The sequence below is a fragment of the Streptomyces sp. 1114.5 genome (genome assembly GCF_003635085.1).
GTDB lineage: Bacteria > Actinomycetota > Actinomycetes > Streptomycetales > Streptomycetaceae > Kitasatospora.
The window spans coordinates 1,385,666-1,405,828 of record NZ_RBXE01000001.1 but is presented as its reverse complement, the minus strand read 5'-3'; the positions used below and the strand labels follow the sequence as shown (position 1 = coordinate 1,405,828).

At 69.5% G+C, this 20,163-nt stretch carries 13 protein-coding genes, 1 tRNA gene and 1 pseudogene; 8 read left to right on the top strand and 7 right to left on the bottom strand.

The features are described 5' to 3' along the window. The first annotated feature begins 306 nt into the window (after positions 1-306). Positions 307-1,089 carry an alpha/beta fold hydrolase gene (locus BX285_RS06040; protein ID WP_121174622.1) on the top strand — a complete coding sequence of 261 codons (783 nt, stop codon included), beginning with the start codon at positions 307-309 and terminating at the stop codon, positions 1,087-1,089. Positions 1,090-1,313: 224 nt separating this feature from the next. Next, positions 1,314-2,432 carry a nucleotide disphospho-sugar-binding domain-containing protein gene (locus tag BX285_RS06035; RefSeq protein WP_121174621.1) on the top strand — a complete coding sequence of 373 codons (1,119 nt, stop codon included), beginning with the start codon at positions 1,314-1,316 and terminating at the stop codon, positions 2,430-2,432. A 583-nt stretch (positions 2,433-3,015) separates the two neighbouring features. Here BX285_RS06035 and BX285_RS38160 read toward each other — a convergent pair. After that, positions 3,016-3,744, bottom strand: a complete 729-nt coding sequence (locus BX285_RS38160; RefSeq protein ID WP_259470679.1) for a DegT/DnrJ/EryC1/StrS family aminotransferase — start codon at positions 3,742-3,744, stop codon at positions 3,016-3,018. A gap of 43 nt (positions 3,745-3,787) precedes the next feature. Further along, positions 3,788-7,417 (bottom strand): Z1 domain-containing protein, encoded by a 3,630-nt coding sequence (locus BX285_RS06020; protein ID WP_121174619.1) that lies wholly within the window; start codon positions 7,415-7,417, stop codon positions 3,788-3,790. A 611-nt stretch (positions 7,418-8,028) separates the two neighbouring features. Between BX285_RS06020 and BX285_RS06015 the strand changes: the two genes are divergently transcribed. Next, on the top strand, positions 8,029-8,769 hold the full coding sequence (locus tag BX285_RS06015; RefSeq protein WP_259470443.1) for a hypothetical protein: 741 nt from the start codon (positions 8,029-8,031) through the stop codon (positions 8,767-8,769). A 134-nt stretch (positions 8,770-8,903) separates the two neighbouring features. Here the strand turns inward: BX285_RS06015 and BX285_RS06010 are convergent. Beyond that, positions 8,904-8,977, bottom strand: a tRNA-Gly gene (locus BX285_RS06010). Between the two features lie 274 nt (positions 8,978-9,251). On the opposite strand from BX285_RS06010, the gene BX285_RS06005 reads away from it, so the two are divergent. Together BX285_RS06005 and dcd are read left to right on the top strand one after the other, a co-directional pair. After that, positions 9,252-9,473, top strand: coding sequence for a hypothetical protein (locus BX285_RS06005; RefSeq protein WP_030056617.1), 222 nt, complete (start codon positions 9,252-9,254; stop codon positions 9,471-9,473). 93 nt (positions 9,474-9,566) lie between these two features. Then, positions 9,567-10,142, top strand: coding sequence for a dCTP deaminase (dcd, locus tag BX285_RS06000; protein WP_030056616.1), 576 nt, complete (start codon positions 9,567-9,569; stop codon positions 10,140-10,142). Between the two features lie 135 nt (positions 10,143-10,277). Here dcd and BX285_RS05995 read toward each other — a convergent pair whose 3' ends face one another. From BX285_RS05995 to BX285_RS05980, 4 genes and pseudogenes are all read right to left on the bottom strand, one after another. Then, complete coding sequence (locus BX285_RS05995) at positions 10,278-11,168, bottom strand: metal-dependent hydrolase (protein ID WP_097237004.1); 891 nt, start codon at positions 11,166-11,168, stop codon at positions 10,278-10,280. An 85-nt stretch (positions 11,169-11,253) separates the two neighbouring features. After that, a complete protein-coding gene (locus tag BX285_RS05990; protein WP_121174618.1) occupies positions 11,254-12,237 on the bottom strand; it encodes a Yip1 family protein in 984 nt (327 codons plus the stop codon). A 195-nt stretch (positions 12,238-12,432) separates the two neighbouring features. Further along, a pseudogene (locus BX285_RS05985) lies at positions 12,433-13,506 on the bottom strand (sugar phosphate nucleotidyltransferase); the annotation flags it as partial. A 361-nt stretch (positions 13,507-13,867) separates the two neighbouring features. Then, entirely contained in the window at positions 13,868-16,093 is a 2,226-nt protein-coding gene (locus tag BX285_RS05980; protein WP_097237001.1) for a (Fe-S)-binding protein, read from the bottom strand. Between the two features lie 301 nt (positions 16,094-16,394). Here BX285_RS05980 and dnaK point away from each other — a divergent pair, with 301 nt between their 5' ends. The 3 genes from dnaK to dnaJ all read left to right on the top strand — a co-directional run bounded on the left by dnaK (position 16,395) and on the right by dnaJ (position 20,160). Beyond that, positions 16,395-18,236 carry a molecular chaperone DnaK gene (gene dnaK, locus BX285_RS05975; RefSeq protein ID WP_030056611.1) on the top strand — a complete coding sequence of 614 codons (1,842 nt, stop codon included), beginning with the start codon at positions 16,395-16,397 and terminating at the stop codon, positions 18,234-18,236. After that, positions 18,233-18,856 carry a nucleotide exchange factor GrpE gene (gene grpE / locus BX285_RS05970; protein WP_097237000.1) on the top strand — a complete coding sequence of 208 codons (624 nt, stop codon included), beginning with the start codon at positions 18,233-18,235 and terminating at the stop codon, positions 18,854-18,856. The genes dnaK and grpE overlap by 4 nt, the downstream gene beginning before the upstream one ends. A 146-nt stretch (positions 18,857-19,002) precedes the next feature. Continuing rightward, positions 19,003-20,160 carry a molecular chaperone DnaJ gene (dnaJ, locus tag BX285_RS05965; protein WP_097236999.1) on the top strand — a complete coding sequence of 386 codons (1,158 nt, stop codon included), beginning with the start codon at positions 19,003-19,005 and terminating at the stop codon, positions 20,158-20,160. Positions 20,161-20,163 lie beyond the last annotated feature (3 nt).

The window sequence follows — 20,163 nt, the reverse complement described above, 5'->3', positions numbered from 1 at the left end:
CTGGCCGCCGCGGCCGACGCACGACCGGGGCGACCACCCGGGCATCCGGCGTTCAGTTCGGCACCACCTGACTGCACAGGGCCCTCCGTACTCCTCCCGGCATTCAACCCGGGCGGGGATTCCGTCACTCCTGGGACGGCGAACGGGTACGGACAGTTCCGCCCCCACCACTCCCACGCCACTCCTTCACCACCCAATTGCACTGCACGGTGCAGTTGAATCACTGACCTGCACGGTGTAGTTTACTTCTCGTGCCCCGGAGCACCACCGCACCCGGGCCTGCCACCACCACGAGAGGACCCCGTCATGCCCACCATCACCGTCGGCGCCGCCCGCATCCCCTACCGCGTCGTCGGCAACGGCCCCGACACCCTCGTCCTGGTCCACGGCACCGGCCCCGGCTCCGGCATGTGGGACGGGCTGCTGGACGCCTTCACCGATCGCTACACCGTGCTGCTGCCCGACCTCTCCGGCAGCGAGGCCGCCGAGGACGACGGCGCCCCGCTCACCCTGGAAACCCTCGCCGCCCAGGTCAACGCCGTGATCGAGGACGCCGGCCGCGGCCCCGCCGACATCCTCGGCTTCTCGCTCGGCGCCGTCGTCGCCACCGCAGCCGCCGCCCTGCGCCCCGACCAGGTCCGCCGACTGATCGCCGCCGCCGGCTGGATCAGCGCCGAGCAGGACGAGTACCTGCGCCTCTCCATGGCAACCTGGCTCTCGCTCGCCGACCGCCCCGACGCCTTCGGCGGCTACGCCACCCTCACCGCCTTCAGCCGCGGCTTCCTCAACCGGATCGGCCGTGCGGCCGTCGAGGCCAACACCGCCTACATGCAGCCAACTCCCGGCACCCTGCGGCACATCGCCCTCGACCTCAGCCTGGACCTGACCCCGCTGCTCCCCCGTGTCCAGGCCCCGACCCTGGTGATCGGCTGCGCCCAGGACGCCACCGTCCCGGTGGAGAACACCCGCCGCCTGCACGCCGCACTCCCGGGCAGCGCCTACGCCGAGTTCGACACCGGCCACATCGTGCTCGCCGAGGAGACCCAGGCGTTCACCAAGACCGTCCGGGACTTCCTCGCCGCCGCCTGACGCCCGACTGCCGAGCCCGGGACGGCCGCGAGCGGATCACCGACGGCTCGCGGACGGCTCGCAGACGGCTCGCGAGTGGAGCGAGCGTGGAGCACACCGATGGCCCGGTAACAAGTCCCTGCTCAAAAAGGCCGATTACCGCGCCTGGCGACCTCAATCAAATTGACTGAACGTCAACTACGGAGGTGAGACTGCCATGTCAGTGAACTTGGCAAGGAGCAGACATGCGCATACTCTTCGCCGGCCCCGCCGCGGCCGGCCACCTCTTCCCGATGGTCCCGACCGCCCAGGCGCTGCGCGCCGTCGGGCACGAGGTCCTGTTCGCCAGCGGGCAGCCGCTCGACCAGCTCCGGAGCGCCGGCTTCCCCGTCGTCGAGATCGGCGACGGCCGGAGCCTGCGGGAGATCTTCGCGGAGCACCTCGGCGGCGAGATCGAGTACGTCAACCGGGACAAGACGCAGGAAGAGATCTTCGACATGGCGGCCGGGCTCTTCGCTCACGCCTCCCGCCCCGACGTCGACGGCCTGCTGGCGGCCGCCACCGGCTGGGGCGCCGACCTGATCGTCCACGACTCCTTCCACGCCGCTCCCCCGGTGGTGGCGGCCCTGCTCAAGATCCCGTCGGTGGTCCACAACTTCGGGGTCACGCCCGGCCTGGACATGGCCAAGCTGATCGCCTCCCACTTCACCGACGTCTACGAGCAGCACGGCCTGACCGGACCGGCCGGCGCCACCGCGCTCAACCTCGGCCCGCTCGGCGGCGACCCGGACGGCCTGCCGATGCGCTACATCCCGTACAACGGCGGCGGCATCGTCCCGACCGAGTTCCTCCACCCGGCCGACCGCCCGCGGATCGTCGTCACCCTGGGCACCGTCCTCGCCGAGATCGACGGTGTCCGCGCGGTCGTCCGGCTGGTCGAGTCGGCGGCCGAGGTCGACGCCGACTTCCTGCTCGCCGTCGGCGGCGCCGACCTGACCCCGCTCGGCACGTTGCCCGCCAACGTCCGCGGCCTGCCGTGGGTCCCGCTCAACGAACTGCTCAGCCGCGCCGACGCGTTGGTCCACCACGGCGGCTCCGGCACCATGCTGACCGCCCTCCAGGCCGGACTGCCCCAGCTGCTCCTCCCGCAGGGCGCGGACCACTTCATCAACGCCGACGCCCTCACCGCCACCGGCGCCGCCCTGCGCTCCGCCTCCGAGGACGTCGACACCGCCCTGCTCGACCGCCTCATCACCGACCCCGACCTGCGCGCCGCCGCCCACCGCCTGCGGTCCGACAACGCCGCCCTCCCCACCCCCACCGCCGTCGTCCCCACCCTCGAAGCCCTCACCACCGCTTCCTGACCCCGCTCCCGGGCCAGGGTCGCTCCGGCCCCGGCCCGGGGCGCCGCAGGCGTTCGAAGCCCCGGAACGACCCGGGAAACACGAAAGCCGCAGGTCGCTGACCTGCGGCTTTCGGTATGGAGCGGGCGACGAGAATCGAACTCGCGCTCTAAGCTTGGGAATCTTTGGGCCTTCGGGCCGCAAAGGGCCCCTGACCTGCACTGATAACAACTGATAACAACAGTACTGGCCCTTCTGAGGCTCGTCGCAGACCGCTGCTGTCTGCCGTTCTCCACCTGTTCTGGCACAGCGCTGGCACAGCCAGAGCCGTGCCAGCGTTGCGTACTGTGTCCTGGTCCTGACTTGACCACACCTTGCACGGTCCTGAAGCCCGCCGAACCCCTGCAGCTCCACATGCGATCCCCAACTGGAGCGAGGGTGAGTTCCCAGTTTCCGCCCACACGAGGGGCACACTCGAGCATTCTGTAACTGTGCGACACACAGAGTGACCGTAGAGAGGCTGACCAAGCAGGGAGTGGGCAGATCATGGCGCACGCCGAAGCGGAGACCACCCGCAGGAAATTGGCTCAGGTCCGGGCACGCATCAAGGCCATGCCAGACGATCAAAGAGTCCTTGCGGAACGGTATGGCCATGATCAGCAAGCCGCCTTGACACTGCTACCAGCTTTGGACAGCGTGACCCGCAGCGGGCGGCCAGGTCGAGGCGTTGCAGCAGCGGGGTCTGGGTCCAGTCCTCGTACTGGGCGCGGACGGGGATGCCGGCGGCCCGGCACTTCTCGTGCAGCGTCTTCGGGTCGGGCACGCGGACGTTGATCGTCAGCGGGGTGCCGTACCAGCCGCGGACGGAGAGTTCGCCGATCTCCGGCCAGGCGATGGGCGCGTCGTACTCCTCCAGGGCCTGGCGAAGGGTGGCCAGGTGCTGTTCGGCGGCTCGCATCCGGTCGGGCAGCGAGCGGAGTTGCTGGCGGGCAATGACGGCGGAGAGGGCGGGCATCCGGTACTTGTAGGCGGCCCCGATGTCGGCGAGCGGCTTCAGTTCGGGGAGGGCGAGTTCGTCGGCGAGGCGGGCGGGGTGGTGGCCGAGGGTGAGGGCGCGCTCGTAGATCCTCCCGGTCGGAGGTGGTGAGGACGCCTCCTTCGCCGCCGGAGACGGACTTGGATTCCTGGAGGCTGAAGCACCCGGCGGCGCCCCAGGAGCCGACGGCCCCCAGGGCGGGCTGTCCGGCTGACCATTTCCAGCAGCGGTCTCCCTTCCTTGCCGTTCCGGGCGGCGCCTCGCGCTGCGGGCGCTGCCCGGGCGCCGCTCTCGCACAGACACGGTCCGAGGGTTCTCCAGCGAGGGCACTGGTCCTCCTCTACCTGTCGCCTGCACGGAAATGCATGGCTGGCTCGTGTCCGTCGCGGCGTACGTTCTTCGGAGTCAGCAGCGCGAAGGCGACGGTGACCTGAGCAGGCTCAACCTCGAGATCGAGCGCTTCCCCCCGCTCAACCACCGGATACAGCAGCACGATCCCCCGATCGCCGTCGGACAGTAGCTCCCGAGCCACTCGACGATGTCCTGGATCGCTGATCGCACCGAAAGCACCTGGGCGCCTTCGGCTGCGGCGGAAGACTGACAGAAGCGGCGCCCCAGGCAGGGTGCTTGTCACGGGGTTCGCCGAGGCGAGCTGAGGAGCGATGACCAGCCATTCACTTAGCTTGGCGGTGGTACTGCGCAGGCTCTTCAAATAGGCGAGATCACGAGCAAAGGAATCGGGCTGCTCCCACTGCAGACCTCCGAGCACATCGAGCAACTGAGCGTGAGAGATGACCGCAGTGCGCGCCGAAAAGGCAGCAGCCCGCTTCCCACCGCTAGCCGGCAGGGAGAACTTCACACTCGCGCCGTGCAACGCCGCCAACACCGGCCGCCAGAGCTCACTGTTGCGCTGATTTTGGGCATTCCCGGTCGGATAGGCGGTCGGCTCGATCCACTGGTCGACCGCGTGGACCGGGACCGGCCGAGCGTGGAACATCTTGCTCGCACTGGTCGGCTTCAGTTCCGGCATGTACTGCGCGACCAGCGGCGGGATCTGCGCAGGCGTGATGGCCGGCTGACCGTCCACCGGCTGCGCGTATTCGGTGAGCTGAGCGCGGAACGCCTCCTCATCGCGCAGGGCCGCCTCGAACGCCTCGTAGAGGTCGAGGGATCTCGCTCCGAACAGGCTGCGATCAAAGCTCATTCCTGAGCCCACTCCACGGTCGATGTAGAGGCGCACCAAGTCTTCGTATCCGGTGCGGAAGCCGAACCATCGGCCCATCTGCATCAGCGAGTCAGCCTGGCGGGTGCTGCGACGGAAGTAGGTGATCGTCAGCCCCTCGACGGTGAAACCGCGGGAGAGTTTGGCACCTCCCACCAAAATCTTCCACACCGGACGGTGGTCGAAGTCGACAGCACCGCGCTCGATGTCCGCGTCGCCGTTGACCACGACCACCGGACCGCCATCCGCCCCGATCCGGGCACGCGCCGTAGCGAGATGAGGGATCAGATCGTCGAAGCTCGCGGGATTGACGAACCCACCGTGACGGTCCGCAGAAACCGGAGCGAAGTCGGAATCGAACAGATTGCGCAGCCGAGCGAGACTCCCGTCGGGATCCGCACCATCGGCCTCCCAAAGCTGTGTGATCTTGTGCGCCAGCTCGTGATGCGCGGCGATCCGTACGGACTCGTGAACCAGCATGGTGTGGTGTCGATAACGGATACCGCTTGGGTCGTTTGCTTCGCGGTAGAGCTTGACGGCCGCCGCGAGCAGGAAGGAGCCCATCGCCCGCCCGAGCTCGACAACATCCTCGGCACCGGTCACACCGATGGAACGGACGTGCGCAAGTTCGTTGGAGTTGGAGACCGTTCGCTCGTCCTGGGGGATGTGCAAGTCAAGGTCGTGAAACTCTCGGGCTCCCATATAGCCCACCGGACGTGGAAGGGCAATGACGAAGTCCCGCGGAAACAGGTCCTCCTCATCGGTCGGATTGATCAGGACGTTGGCGAACGGCGTGGCGGTGTAGGCCACATACTGCGCACGTGGCAGGGCCTCCAGCAGCCCTGTGATGAGAGCATTGATCGCCGAGCGGGTGGCGTTGCCACGCTTGGTCGCGGGATACGCAGTGTTGACGGATCCGTAGTCGGACTCGTCGTCCACGATGAGCACCGGGATCTCACCCAGCTGACGTCCGAGCCGCCGCAGGTCCGCCACCACCTTGGCCAGCACCGCCTTGTTCTTCTTCACCACCATCAGCCGCACCGCACTGCGGTGGAGGTTTCGGGGATGGTAGAGCGGGAGGGTCGGTTCCGCCTTCTCAAACTCGAGCGCAGCGATGCCCTGGCGCAGGGACCGATAGTCGCTGCGCCGCGTGGTGAGGCGAACGATATCGAACGCCCCGAGTCGGGAGGGCCGATCACCGTGCGAGATGAACTCGCCCTGTTGCCAAGCGGGATCGTCGACGTAGTCCGAGTCCTCCTCCGGACCGTCTCGCAGAATGTTCTCCCGCCCCACGAGTTCCATGTCGAGGCGTCGTTGCGTCTGCTCACGCAGAATGTCGTAGGAGCCGCTGAGCAGGATAACCAGCCGGTATCCACGATCGATGGCCTTGGCGATGACGGCGGCCATGTTGCTGGTCTTCCCGGATTGGACGTAACCGACCACCAGCCCCTTGGTCTGATAGGCAACCGGGTCCGTGGGATCAGCAAGGCGGTCGGCGACAGCCTCGGCCGCGTCGTCGATACCAGCCACGGTCTCCACCGGCCATGCCTTGAACACTCCCAAATAGCGTGCGCAGGCCGGCCAGTACCAGGGACCGATGGACTGGTAGGCCGGTGCGGACCAGGGGCGGAGCGCTTCCCCGATGATGATCGGACCGTCGGCGAACGGGATGGGAATCAGCTCAGTGAACCCCCGACGAGTATCCGGTTCCAGACCCAGCGCCTCATAGGCCGCGATCCGTCGTCCTGCCGTCCGAGGCAGGGTCTCGGTCCACCAGGGATGCATGGCGTTATCCCAGGCGGTGATGAGGTCCCGCCAGGAGTCAGTCAACGTGCTGGCGCGACCTGCTGTGGTCAGGTGACTGCACATCACGTGCTGCTCGAAAACTGGGATAGTCGGCTGGCCCTCGGCTACGAACGCGAGCACCTCGGCCAGCGGCCTCGGGCCGGTACTGGCCAGGATGCCGATCGCCTGCTCGTAAAGCTTGACCGTGGCCTCGTCGGTGGGCTCGGAGACGGTGCGCGGCAGCGGAACGAGCTCGTCCAGCGCCTCCCGTGGGCGCTGCTCGAGACCCAACCGGTCGTACGTGTGACGGCGGCGCTCCGGAGTTCCAGGTCTGGCGCGTGTCCATGCCAGAGACGGTGCGGTGTCGGCACGACCCAAGGTCTTGCGCCAGGTCGCCAGGACGCCGTTCGACACGCACGCGGCGGCGCCTCGGTCACCGGCTTGGCGCGCAGTCGAAAAGCCTTCGAGCTCGGCCAGCAGGACGTCATCATGCTCGGACAGCAGCAGGCCACGCCCATTGTCTAGTGCCCAACTCAGTACTTTTACTTGCGTTTTGAGCCTCTGGTTGACCCTGCGCGCCCGATCCAGATCGGCCGATGTCTCCTTGCTCCTACGGTCTGCGGCCTGGGCCCGCTCCTCCTTGACACGGACCTGCGCGACAAGCGTCCGCATCTGGTGTTCTGGGGCTTCCCGCTCCTCCTGCGCCTTCTCGTACAGGCGCTCCACGTTCTCCGCGTCGTGCGCGGAGAACTGCTTCTTCTGCGCACGCTCTATGAGGTATTTGATGAACTCCCGGGTTGGGAAGCGGTCACCGCTGAGGTAGCGGCTGACCGTTGAGTAGTCCCAGGGGGTCGAACGGGCGAAGTTCCTGATAGACATGCCGATCACACGGAACGCGGCCCGTAGGGCCACCACGAGGTCAAGGGCAACGGGCGACAGATCGGCGCGAGGCTTCTTCAGCATGTTGCCTGCCCGGTTGTCTGGAACCACTCCGCTGTCCTACCTGCTGCTGCTGACATTCCGGCGCGTGAAGCCACCCGAGACAACAACGTCGAGAGCCACCACGGTCGCAGTGGCGTTGCCCGGGCGGCTTCGAACCCCAGCCTCGAAACTACCTGGTCGTTGCTCTGTCCCGGACTGTTGCGCGGGATTCCGCAACACGAATACGTGTTGCCCGCGATCTGGCAACCCGTTGCGCCGGGCGCAACACCGCTTGGGTGTCGGATCGTCAGAGCCTGACCGCTCGACTGACACAAGAGGTGGACGATGCAAGCGCTCGCGACGACTAGGAAGACTGCGACACTGGCCCGGACGTGGACGGCCTTCGCCGGACGGCTGCGTCGACTCACCAGCCGCGCCTGGGCCGGTTTCGGCCGGCACATGCTCCGAGGCGCTGCCTCGGCACTCGGCGCCGCTGTCATGAGCTGGCTCATCTGGTGGCTTCAGAAGATCTGAAGCAGTCCCTTGGATCCCGGTGGAGGCCCCATCGACGCACCGCCACCGGGACCCAGCAGTTCTTCGGCCTGCCTGGGCTACCTCACGCTGACATCGTCATCGGCTGGCAACATGCTCTTGTGCTGATCACCGGACACGAGAACGCCCCCCTGATCTCGGGCGAGGAACTGCTCGCCCTGCCCGGGTTCTGGGCCGCGTACCTACTGTGGCTCGCGGAAGGCGAGGACTTCGAGCCCGAGCCCGCCCTGTTCGGCGCCGACGGCGCGGACTTGGACGCTGCCTACGAGCGGCTCTCCGACCCGGCCGCCTGGCCCGTCATCCGGCTGCCCATACAACACGGCCACACCATCCTGATCGTCCACCGCAACTTCACCGAGGACGAAGGGATCGATTACTACGTGGCCCACCCCGACTGGGACCGGCCGCGCTCGCTGGCCAGCATCGAGGGCCACTTCAGCGGCCCCGGGCTCGCCTGGTCCGAGCTGGTCCACGTCGCCCGGCGCCCCGGTGACGGGCCGGGGATCACTGACCCGGACGCCCGCCTGCTCCTCCTGCTGCCCATCCTCGGCGACGTTGACCTGTCGGCCGACGCCACCGCGACCGTCGCCCGCATCCTTGCCGCCATCGGCACTCCGCCCGAGGCCGCGGCCACTCTCGCCGACGCCCTGCTCGACCACCCCTTCTGGGACGGCGAGACGTGGTTCTTCGAAGGGAGCTCTCCTCTCAGCGGCGCCAGCACCGCCACCCACCTCAGCCGCGTGCTGCTCTGCGGCGGCTCCTACAGCCCCCGCGGCGTCCGCTTCGGCCTCTCCCCCGACCAGGACGCACGCCTCGCCGAAGCCCTCGGCACCGCCGGCTGAGGACGGCTCCTGGCGCCCCCATCGAGCACACCTCGCCTGGGGGCGGCTGCGTTCTGGCACGGGTCTGGCACGGCGAGGCCGAATTGGTCCAGACAATACGAAAGGCCCAGGTCGCTGACCTGGGCCTTTACTGCTGGAGCGGGCGACGAGAATCGAACTCGCGCTCTAAGCTTGGGAAGCTCATGTTCTACCATTAAACTACGCCCGCCTGATGAGCCGTCAGAGACCGCTCGATCCAGTGCCACTGTACCCCATTCGGGACTGTGGTTGCACAAGGGGTCCGAGGGTGCGGCGGAGCGGGGTGGAGGCGGGTCCGGGGCGTACTGTGTGGGCCGCGTGCGAGTGCTCCGGCGGGTGGGGCCGGGCGGCGAGCCATGGTGAGGAATGTCCGGAACATCCCCTAATGTGACGCTGTCCCGGGGCCAGGCCGCCGGGGCGTCTGAGTACGGGTGAGTACTGGGTTAGGGATGGGAAGGGGATCGATGGAGCAGCGCGCCGTCGTTCGTTGTGCCGAGGGGCACCTGTTCAGCACCACCACGTTCCCGATGCAGAACCTCGGTCCCGGCCGCCTCGGGCCCGGACGGTTGATCCGCTGTCCGCAGTGCGGACGGCTCCGGAGCTCGGTGCTGGCCGACGTGCGGGAGCTGTCGGAGCCGCAACTGGCGCAGGCGATGCGGCTGGAGGCCGCGGAGTTCCTGGCCTGACGGTCGGCGGACGGTCGACCGGCGGTCGGCGGACGGGCAGGTGGGCCCCGGGCGGATTCGTCCGGGGCCCTTTCTTGCACGTAACCTCGAAGCGTGCTGCTCTCTGACAAGGACATCCGGACCGAAATCGACCTGGGCCGGGTCTCCATCGACCCGTTCGACCCGGCGATGATCCAGCCGTCGAGTATCGACGTGCGCCTCGACCGCTTCTTCCGCGTGTTCGAGAACCACAAGTACCCGCACATCGACCCCTCCGAGGAGCAGCCGGACCTGACCCGGCTGGTCGAGCCGGACGGGGACGAGGCGTTCATCCTGCACCCCGGCGAGTTCGTGCTGGCCTCGACGTACGAGGTCATCACGCTGCCCGAGGACGTGGCCTCCCGGCTGGAGGGCAAGTCGAGCCTGGGCCGGCTGGGCCTGCTCACCCACTCCACCGCGGGCTTCATCGACCCCGGGTTCAGCGGCCACGTGACGCTGGAGCTGTCGAACGTGGCGACGCTGCCGATCAAGCTCTACCCGGGCATGAAGATCGGGCAGCTCTGCCTGTTCCGGCTCTCCTCGCCGTCGGAGCACCCGTACGGCTCGGAGCGCTACGGTTCGCGCTACCAGGGCCAGCGCGGCCCGACGCCGTCCCGCTCGTACCTGAACTTCCACCGCACCGAGATCTGAGACCCTCTGGGCACCGAGGTCCGAGAACCGAGGTCCGGGACGGAAAGCCGACGGCCGGACGGGCCGGCGGCACGCGGAGCGCACGCAGACGGGCGGCCACCCCTCACCGCGAGGGGTGGCCGCCCGCGGCGTTTCTCAGGCCCGCTTGGGGCTGGTGACGGCGACCAGCTCGGTGCCGTCCTCGGACAGCCGCAGCTCGGTGCGGAGTTCGGCCAGCTCGCCGAGGTGGTGCAGGTGGGTGCCGCCGCAGAAGATCTGCGCGCCGCCCTCGGGCAGCTCGCAGTGCCACTGCCGGCGGGCGGTGAGCTCGGGGCCGGGCACCTCGATGCGGACCGGGGCGTCGGCGGCGACCCAGGCGGCGAGCCGGGCGTTGACGGCCTCGGTGAGGGCCGGCAGCGCGTCGGCCAGGGCCGGGAACTCCTCGGTGGCGTCCACCGTGAAGCCCTTCTTCTTCAGCGACTTGCCGAGCCGGTAGGTGTCGGTGCTGGCGTCGGTGTCCATCACCGAACTGGCCATGGCGAGGCTGTCGAAGTCCGGGTTGCCGAAGGCGTCCGAGCGGCCCGGGTCCTTGCGCCAGCGCGGGGCGAGCGCGGCGTTGAGGGCGAGGGCGAGCAGGTGGCAGCCGCTGTGCGAGGCGCTGAGGGCGCCCCGGCGGTCGGCGTCGACGGCGAGCGCGGCGGTGCGGCCGACGATGTCGCCGGGGTCGGTGCCCAGGACGTGCAGGACCAGCCAGGACCACTCCTCGTCGCCGCGCCGCACCGGGATGTCGGCGCCGACCAGCAGGGCGTCGCCCTCCGGGCCGACGGCGCCGGTCAGGCAGTCGACCACGGCCAGCTCGGTGCCGTCCACGGTGAGGGTGCCGTGGTCGGCCGGCTGGTCGGGCCAGGTGTGGTCGAGCGGGTGGAACGGGGTCGCCTCGGTGACGACGGCGTAGCGGCCGTCGGCCAGCTGGTGCACCGCGAGCACCGGGGACTCGCCGGTCACCGCCCCGGCCGGGAAGCTGACGTGGGTGGTGGGGAGGGTCATGCCTGGCTCCGGTGCACTCGGGTCGAAGAGGGTCGGCGGGCCGCGGCGCTCGGCTGCGGCCCGCCCCCATTCTGCCCTTCGCCCGTCAGCCCAGGGTCGGCAGCTTGATCAGCACCAGCAGCGCGAGCAGTTGCAGCGCCGAGGCGGCGGCGGCCTTGCCCCAGGGCAGGTCGTGCAGCCGCCGGACCATGGCGGTCAGCAGGAAGGCGCAGAGCATCCAGGTCGCCCAGCCGACGACCTGGACGACCGCGCTGCCGGAGGGCAGCACCAGGTCGAGCAGCAGCCGGGGCGCGTCGGTCAGCCAGCCGATCAGCGCGGCCAGGCCGACGGTGGACTTCCACGGGCCGTCGCCGCCCAGCTGGCGGGCCAGCGCGTAGGTGACCCCGCCGAAGATCGCGCCGGCCACGGTGAAGCCGACGGCGGCGGCGAGGATGCCGGTCAGCGCCACGGTGAAGGTCGAGTTGACGATGTCGTCGTGGGTCAGCCCGATGCCGAGCACCGCGAGCGCGCCGTACAGCAGCGAGACGGTGAGGGCGGGCAGCCAGACCTGGTGGTCGCGGGTGCGGTCGAACATCGCGGTCGGGGTGCGGAAGAGGCCGACAAACAGCTCGCGCCAGTGCGGGCGGGGGCCGGCCACGTGCGGGGCGGACCGGCCGCCGGCGCGGTAGACGGCGACATTGTCCTGGCCGTACGGCTGCTCCTGGCCGTAAGCCTGGTCGTGACCGTACGGGGGCTCCTGGCCGTAAGCCTGGTCGTAGCCGTAGGCCTGGTCCTGGCTGTACGGCGGCTGCTGCTGCCCGTAGCCCTCGTCGTAGGGGCCGTAGGAGCCGTAGGCGCCGCCCGGGTACGGGTCGCCGGCCGGGAAGGCCCTGGTGTTGCCGGGGTGGTCCGCCCCGTACGGGTCGTACTCGGGTCCGGTCCCGGGTCCTGCCGGGTGCGGGGCCGTGAAGTACTCCGGCCCGTCCGCCTGTCCGTGCCCCCCGGGCGCCCCCGCCGGTGGCGGAGGGGCCGACCACCCGCCGTGCGGGCGGTCGGCGCCCTGACCGCTGTCGTATCGATTACCAGCCACGGTCCGAAGGTACCCGTCCGGCCCAGTCCCCGTCGGCCCCGGACCAAGCCGGGGCCGGTTTGCAGCGAGGCTGAGACGAACGGGGCCGAAAGCCGCCCGGTGGCCGGGCGGGAGCCGCGGTCAGCGCTGGGCGCTGACCGACCGCCCGTGCACCGCTGCCGCCGCGCTGGTGCCGGCCGGGCAGCCGCCAGGGCCGGCCGAGGTGCGGACGGCGCCGACCGGCAGCAGGGTGCCGCAGGCGATCCGGATGCCGTTCGGCAGCTCGTTGTCCGACTCGACGATCGCGCCGTCGCCGATCACGGCGCCGTCCAGCGCCGAGCGGTCGCCGATGGTCGCGTAGGCGCCCACGATCGAGTCCTTGACCAGGGTGTCCGGGCCGATCACCGCGCCCGGCAGGATCACGCTGCCCTCGACGATCGCGCCGGCCTCGACCACCGCATCCTCGGCGACCACGGTGCCGCCGCTGAGCACCGCGCCCGGGTGGACGGTGGCGCCGGGCAGCAGCAGGGCGTCGCCGGTCGGCCCGGGGACGGCCGGGGAGTCGACCTTGCCGAGCACCAGGTCGGCCGAGCCGCGGACGAAGGCGGCCGGGGTGCCGAGGTCCAGCCAGTACGAGGTGTCCACGACGCCGCGCAGCAGCGCGCCGGTGGCCAGCAGCTCGGGGAAGGTCTCGCGTTCGACGGAGACCTCCCGGCCGGCCGGGATGCGGTCGATCACGGACCGGGTGAAGACGTAGCAGCCGGCGTTGATCTGGTCGGTGACGATCTGCTCCGGGGTCTCCGGCTTCTCCAGGAACTCCAGCACCCGCCCGTTCCCGTCGGTCGGGACGAGGCCGAAGGCGCGCGGGTCCTCGACCCGGGTGAGGTGCAGGGTGACGTCGGCCCCGGCGGCCACGTGGCCGTCGCGCAGGGCGGCGATGTCGACGCCGGAGAGGATGTCGCCGTTGAAGACCAGGACCGGCTCGTCCGGGCCGCAGGTCAGACCGGAGGCGGCGTTGCGGATGGCCCCGCCGGTGCCCAGCGGCTCGCGCTCGGTCAGGTAGACCAGTTCGATGCCGTACGGGGTGCCGTCCTGGAAGTGGTCCTCGAACACCTCGGCCAGGTACGAGGTGGCCAGCACGACGCGGGTGACGCCGGCGGCGGCCGCGCGGGCCAGCTGGTGCGCGATGAACGGGACGCCTGCCACCGGCAGCATGGGCTTGGGGGTGTGGGTGGTCAGCGGACGCAGTCGCGTGCCCTTACCACCGACCAGCATGATCGCCTCGGTCATGGTCTGCGCTGTTCCCCTTGTGGTCTCTGCGGCCCGGCCCGGCGGGCCGATACCTCCGTCGGTGGTCTGGACCCGGCCGGCCGGTCGGGTCGGTTCCCGGCCGGCCCTGCGACCGGTACGGGTGGACCATGGCACGAGGCCGGTCCGGCGCCTACTGTATTTCCTTCTGACCGAATACCCGTCCGGCACCTGTGCGATTGGCGTCACCCGCCGCCCGCCGGCCGTCCCGCCGGAGATCGGCTCCGACGCCGAAAGCCCGGCCCGGCAGGCGCGTTGACGGCGTCCACCGGGCCGGGCGGTTGTAGCAGAACTGTCGAACAGCAGGATCTCGAACAGTGGGCCTTCGGGCGGCGGCGGACCGCTACGCGTCCACCGTCTCCGTCCGCTCCTCGGCCTCGGCCGGCGGGGTCGCCTTCACCGAGTCGAGCAGCAGCTGGGCGACGTCGACCACCTTCAGGTGCTCCTTGGCCGCGCCCTCGTTCTTCTTCCCGTTGACCGAGTCGGAGAGCATCACCAGGCAGAACGGGCAGGCGGTGGAGACGATGTCGGGGTTGAGCGACAGCGCCTCGTCCACGCGCTCGGTGTTGATCCGCTTGCCGATGCGCTCCTCCATCCACATCCGGGCACCACCGGCGCCGCAGCAGAAGCCGCGCTCCTTGTGGCGGTGCATCTCCTGCTGGCGCAGGCCGGGGACCTTGTCCATGATCTCGCGCGGCGGCGTGTAGACCTTGTTGTGGCGGCCCAGGTAGCAGGGGTCGTGGTAGGTGATCAGGCCCTCGACCGGGTTGACCGGCAGCAGCTTGCCCTCGTCGATCAGGTGCTGCAGCAGCTGGGTGTGGTGGATGACCTCGAAGTGGCCGCCCAGCTGCGGGTACTCGTTGGCGATGGTGTTGAAGCAGTGCGGGCAGGTGGCCACGATCCGCTTGGTCGGGGCGTCCTCCAGCGCGGCGTTCAGGGTCTCGACGTTCTGCGCGCCGAGCATCTGGAACAGGAACTCGTTGCCCAGGCGGCGCGGGGAGTCACCGGTGCAGGTCTCCTCCTTGCCGAGGATCGCGAACTTCACGCCCGCGGTGTGCAGCAGCTCGGCGAAGGCCTTGGTGGTCTTCTTGGCGCGGTCCTCCAGGGCGCCGGCGCAGCCGACCCAGTAGAGGTACTCGACCTCGGCGGGGTCGATGTCCTCGCCGATCACCGGCACCTCGATGCCGGTCTCCTTCTTGAGCTCCTTGACCCAGTCCAGGCGGGCCTTGGTGGCCATGCCCCACGGGTTGCCCTTGTTCTCCAGGTTCTTGAGCATCGTCCCGGCCTCGGTCGGGAAGTTGCTCTCGATCATCACCTGGTAGCGGCGCATGTCGACGATGTGGTCGATGTGCTCGATGTCCACCGGGCACTGCTCGACGCAGGCGCCGCAGGTGGTGCAGGACCACAGCACGTCCGGGTCGATGACGCCGTTCTCCTCGGCGGTGCCGACCAGCGGGCGCTCGGCCTCGGCCAGGGCGGCCGCCGGGACGTCCTTGAGCTGCTCGGAGGTGGCCTGCTCGGTGCCCTCCATGTCCTTGCCGCCACCGGCCAGCAGGTACGGCGCCTTGCCGTAGGCGTGCTCGCGCAGGCTCATGATCAGCAGCTTCGGCGAGAGCGGCTTGCCGGTGTTCCAGGCGGGGCACTGCGACTGGCAGCGGCCGCACTCGGTGCAGGTGGAGAAGTCGAGGATGCCCTTCCAGGAGAAGTGCTCGACCTGGGAGACGCCGAAGACGGCGTCCTCGGCCGGGTCCTCGAAGTCGATCGGCTGGCCCTTGCTGGTCATCGGACGGAGCGCACCGAGCGCGGTGCCGCCGTCCTCCTCGCGCTTGAAGTAGATGTTGAAGAAGCCGAGGAAGCGGTGCCAGGCCACGCCCATCGAGGGGTTGAGGCCGATGGTGGTCGCCCACGCGAACGAGATGCAGATCTTCAGCATCGCGAACAGGTAGACCAGGTTCTCCAGGGTGCCGTGCGACAGGCCGCTGAGCGCGGAGACGATCGGGTACGAGACCAGGTGCTCCGGGCCGTACGAGTCGACGCCGGCCAGGGCGCCCTCCAGCGCGCGGAGCATCAGGATGCAGAGACCGATGCCGAGGATCGTGTACTCGACGTAGAAGGCCTGCCAGGCGATCGAGCCGGCGAACCGGGACTTGCGGCCCGACCTGGACGGCAGGCTCATCAGCCGGATCACCATCAGGGTCGCGATGCCCAGCGTGGTCAGGGTGCCGACGAGCTCGACGAAGAGCTGCCAGACCATCCAGTGGCCGATGATCGGCAGTTCCCACTCGGCGTCGAAGAGCTGGCCCATCGCGTTGACGATGGTCAGCACCAGGCTGAAGAAGCCGACGGCGACGAACCAGTGGGCGATGCCGACGATCCCCCAGCGGTTCATCCTGGTGTGGCCGACGAATTCGACGGCGAGGGTCTTCACCCGCTGGGCGGGCTTGCCGAATCGGGTGGAGTCCGGCGCGCCGGTCAGCACCACCTTGAAGATGTGCCACGCCGCACGAAGGGCGAGCGCGGTGCCGATCACGAAGGTGACCAGCGAGATGACGATCGCTGCTAGCTGCATCGGCTCTCCGTCTCCTGCGGCTTCCTGTTGGGCTGTGTTCTGGAATCTGAAGGAAGTGTACTCGTCGGTAACTTGCCGGGCCGACGGCCCGGACATTACCGGTCGTCCACACGTCACCAGAAGATTCCCAGGCTATGGCGGCAGTCACGTAACGCCACCCTCACCGCACGGCGCCACAAGGCCCGGAACGTCGCACGGCTCAGCAAAGTTGAGCGGTACCCGCTCATGGCTGTTGACGCTGTCCGCCGGGTCATGCATCCTTGAGCCTGTAAAGCTCAACTCTTCCGTGGAGGTATCTACGATGGCACGCGCGGTCGGCATCGACCTCGGTACGACGAACTCGGTCGTCAGCGTTCTGGAGGGTGGCGAGCCCACCGTCATCACGAACGCCGAGGGCGCGCGGACCACGCCGTCCGTCGTCGCTTTCGCGAAGAACGGCGAGGTCCTGGTCGGCGAGGTGGCCAAGCGCCAGGCGGTCACCAACGTCGACCGCACCATCCGCTCGGTCAAGCGCCACATGGGCACCGGGTGGAAGATCAACCTGGACGGCAAGGACTTCAACCCGCAGCAGATCAGCGCCTTCATCCTGCAGAAGCTGAAGCGGGACGCCGAGGCCTACCTGGGCGAGACCGTCACCGACGCCGTCATCACCGTCCCGGCGTACTTCTCCGACTCCGAGCGCCAGGCCACCAAGGAGGCCGGTGAGATCGCGGGCCTCAACGTCCTGCGCATCGTCAACGAGCCGACCGCGGCCGCCCTCGCGTACGGCCTCGACAAGGACGACCAGACCATCCTGGTCTTCGACCTCGGCGGCGGCACCTTCGACGTCTCCCTGCTGGAGATCGGCGACGGGGTCGTCGAGGTGAAGGCCACCAACGGTGACAACCACCTCGGCGGCGACGACTGGGACCAGAAGATCGTCGACCACCTGGTCAAGACCTTCCAGGGCGGCCACGGCGTCGACCTGTCCAAGGACAAGATGGCCCTGCAGCGTCTGCGCGAGGCCGCCGAGAAGGCCAAGATCGAGCTGTCCTCGTCCTCCGAGACCTCGATCAACCTGCCCTACATCACGGCCTCCGCCGAGGGTCCGCTGCACCTGGACGAGAAGCTCACCCGCGCCCAGTTCCAGCAGCTCACCTCCGACCTGCTGGAGCGCTGCAAGATCCCGTTCCACAACGTGATCAAGGACGCCGGCATCTCGCTCTCCGAGATCGACCACGTCGTCCTCGTCGGCGGCTCGACCCGCATGCCGGCCGTCGCCGAGCTGGTCCGCGAGCTGACCGGCGGCAAGGACGCCAACAAGGGCGTCAACCCGGACGAGGTCGTCGCCATCGGCGCCTCGCTCCAGGCCGGTGTCCTCAAGGGCGAGGTCAAGGACGTCCTGCTGCTCGACGTCACCCCGCTGTCCCTCGGCATCGAGACCAAGGGCGGCATCATGACCAAGCTGATCGAGCGCAACACCACGATCCCCACCAAGCGCTCCGAGATCTTCACCACGGCCGAGGACAACCAGCCGTCCGTGCAGATCCAGGTCTACCAGGGCGAGCGCGAGATCGCGGCGTACAACAAGAAGCTCGGCATGTTCGAGCTGACCGGCCTGCCGCCGGCGCCGCGCGGCCTGCCGCAGATCGAGGTCACCTTCGACATCGACGCCAACGGCATCATGCACGTGGCCGCGAAGGACCTCGGCACCGGCAAGGAGCAGAAGATGACCGTCACCGGCGGCTCCTCGCTGCCGAAGGACGAGGTCGACCGCATGCGCCGCGAGGCCGAGCAGTACGCCGAGGACGACCACAAGCGCCGCGAGGCCGTCGAGACCCGCAACTCCGCCGAGCAGCTCGTCTACTCGACCGAGAAGTTCATCGCCGACAACTCCGACAAGCTCCCGGCCGACGTCAAGACCGAGGTCGAGACCGCCATCGGCGAGCTCAAGGAGGCCCTGAAGGGCGAGGACATCGCGAAGATCCGCGAGGCCTCGGAGAAGGTCTCCACCACCGCGCAGAAGCTCGGCCAGGCGCTCTACGCCAACGCCGACGCCCCCGCCGGTGCCGCCGCCGGCGACTCCGCCCAGGCCAAGGCCGAGGACGACGTCGTCGACGCCGAGATCGTGGACGACGAGAAGCCCAAGGGCGGTGCGGCATGACGGACAAGCCGCAGGGCGGCAAGCCCGGCGACGACTCCGCCGCCGAAGAGGCCGTGATCAAGGCCGCCGAGGAGGCCGCGGCGGCCGGTGCCGCCGAGGGCTCCACGGACGAACTCGCCACCGCCAAGCGCGAGCTGGCCGAGCGCACGGCCGACCTCCAGCGCCTGCAGGCCGAGTACCAGAACTACCGCAAGCGGGTCGAGCGCGACCGGCTGACCGTCCGCGAGATCGCGGTCTCCAACATCCTGGAGTCCCTGATCCCCGTCCTGGACGACATCGGCCGCGCCCGCGAGCACGGCGAGGTGACGGGCGGCTTCAAGTCCGTCGCCGAGTCCCTGGAGACGGTCGTCGCCAAGCTGGGCCTGCAGCAGTTCGGCAAGGAGGGCGAGCCCTTCGACCCGACCATGCACGAGGCGCTGATGCACAGCTACTCCTCGGACGTCACCGAGGACACCTGCGTGCAGATCCTCCAGCCCGGCTACCGGATCGGCGAGCGGATCATCCGCCCGGCGATGGTCGCCGTCGCGGAGCCCCAGCCGGGCACCCAGACGACCGCCGCCCCGGACGCCGACACCAAGTCCGGCGACGCGGACAAGTCCGACGGTGGCTCGGACAACTGACAGCCAGTGACAGCTGACAACCAGTGCGCTGCGGAGTCGTACGCCGGCCAACACGGCGGCCGGCTCCGCAGCGCGCTGTCAACGGCCTTGCTTTCCCCTGCTGTTGACAGCACAGTGACGATGGAACTCGGGAGGTGGCGGGAGCCATGAGCGGCAAGGACTTTGTCGAGAAGGACTACTACAAGGTCCTCGGCGTGCCCAAGGACGCCACCGCCACCGAGATCAAGAAGACCTACCGCAAGCTGGCCCGCGAGTTCCACCCCGACGCCAACACGGGTGACGCCAAGGCCGAGGAGCGGTTCAAGGACATCTCCGAGGCGTACGACGTCCTCTCCGACGAGAAGCGCCGCAAGGAGTACGACGAGGCCCGCAGCCTCTTCGCCAACGGCGGCTTCCGGGCCGGCGGCGGCCCCGGCGGCCCCGGCAGCTACAGCTTCGACTTCGGCGACCTCTTCAGCGGCAGCCAGGGCGGCGGCAGCGGCGGGATCGGCGACGTCTTCGGCGGCCTCTTCAACCGCGGCGGCAGCCGGCAGGCCCAGCCCCGGCGCGGCGCCGACGTCGAGACCGAGGTGACGCTCTCCTTCGAGGAGGCCGTCGACGGCGCGACCGTCCCGCTGCGGATGACCAGCCAGGCCCCCTGCCGCACCTGCAACGGCACCGGCGCCAAGTCCGGCACCACCCCGCGGGTCTGCCCGACCTGCGTCGGCGCCGGCACCGTCAGCCGCGGCCAGGGCGCCTTCGCCCTCTCCGAGCCCTGCAAGGACTGCCGCGGCCGGGGCATGATCGTCGACGACCCGTGCACCGACTGCCACGGCAGCGGCCGCGCCAGCTCCGCCCGCACCATGCAGGTCCGCATCCCGGCCGGCGTCCAGGCCGACCAGCGCATCCGCCTCAAGGGCAAGGGCGCCCAGGGCGAGCGCGGCGGCCAGCCCGGCGACCTCTACGTCACCGTGCACGTGGACCCGCACCCCGTCTTCGGCCGCAAGGGCGACAACCTCACCGTCACCGTCCCGGTCACCTTCCCCGAGGCTGCGCTCGGCGCCACCATCGAGGTGCCCACGCTCAACGGCCCCGCCGTGAAGCTCAAGCTGCCCCCGGGCAGCGCCAACGGCCTCACCATGCGCGCCCGCGGCAAGGGCGCCACCCGCAAGGACGGCACCCGCGGCGACCTCCTCGTCACCGTCGAGGTCGTGGTCCCCCAGCACGTCAGCGGCGACGCGCTGGACGCCCTGGAGCAGTACCGCGAGGCCACCGCCTCCGACGATCCGCGAGCAGCCCTCTTCCGGGCGGCGAAGGGAGCGTGACGA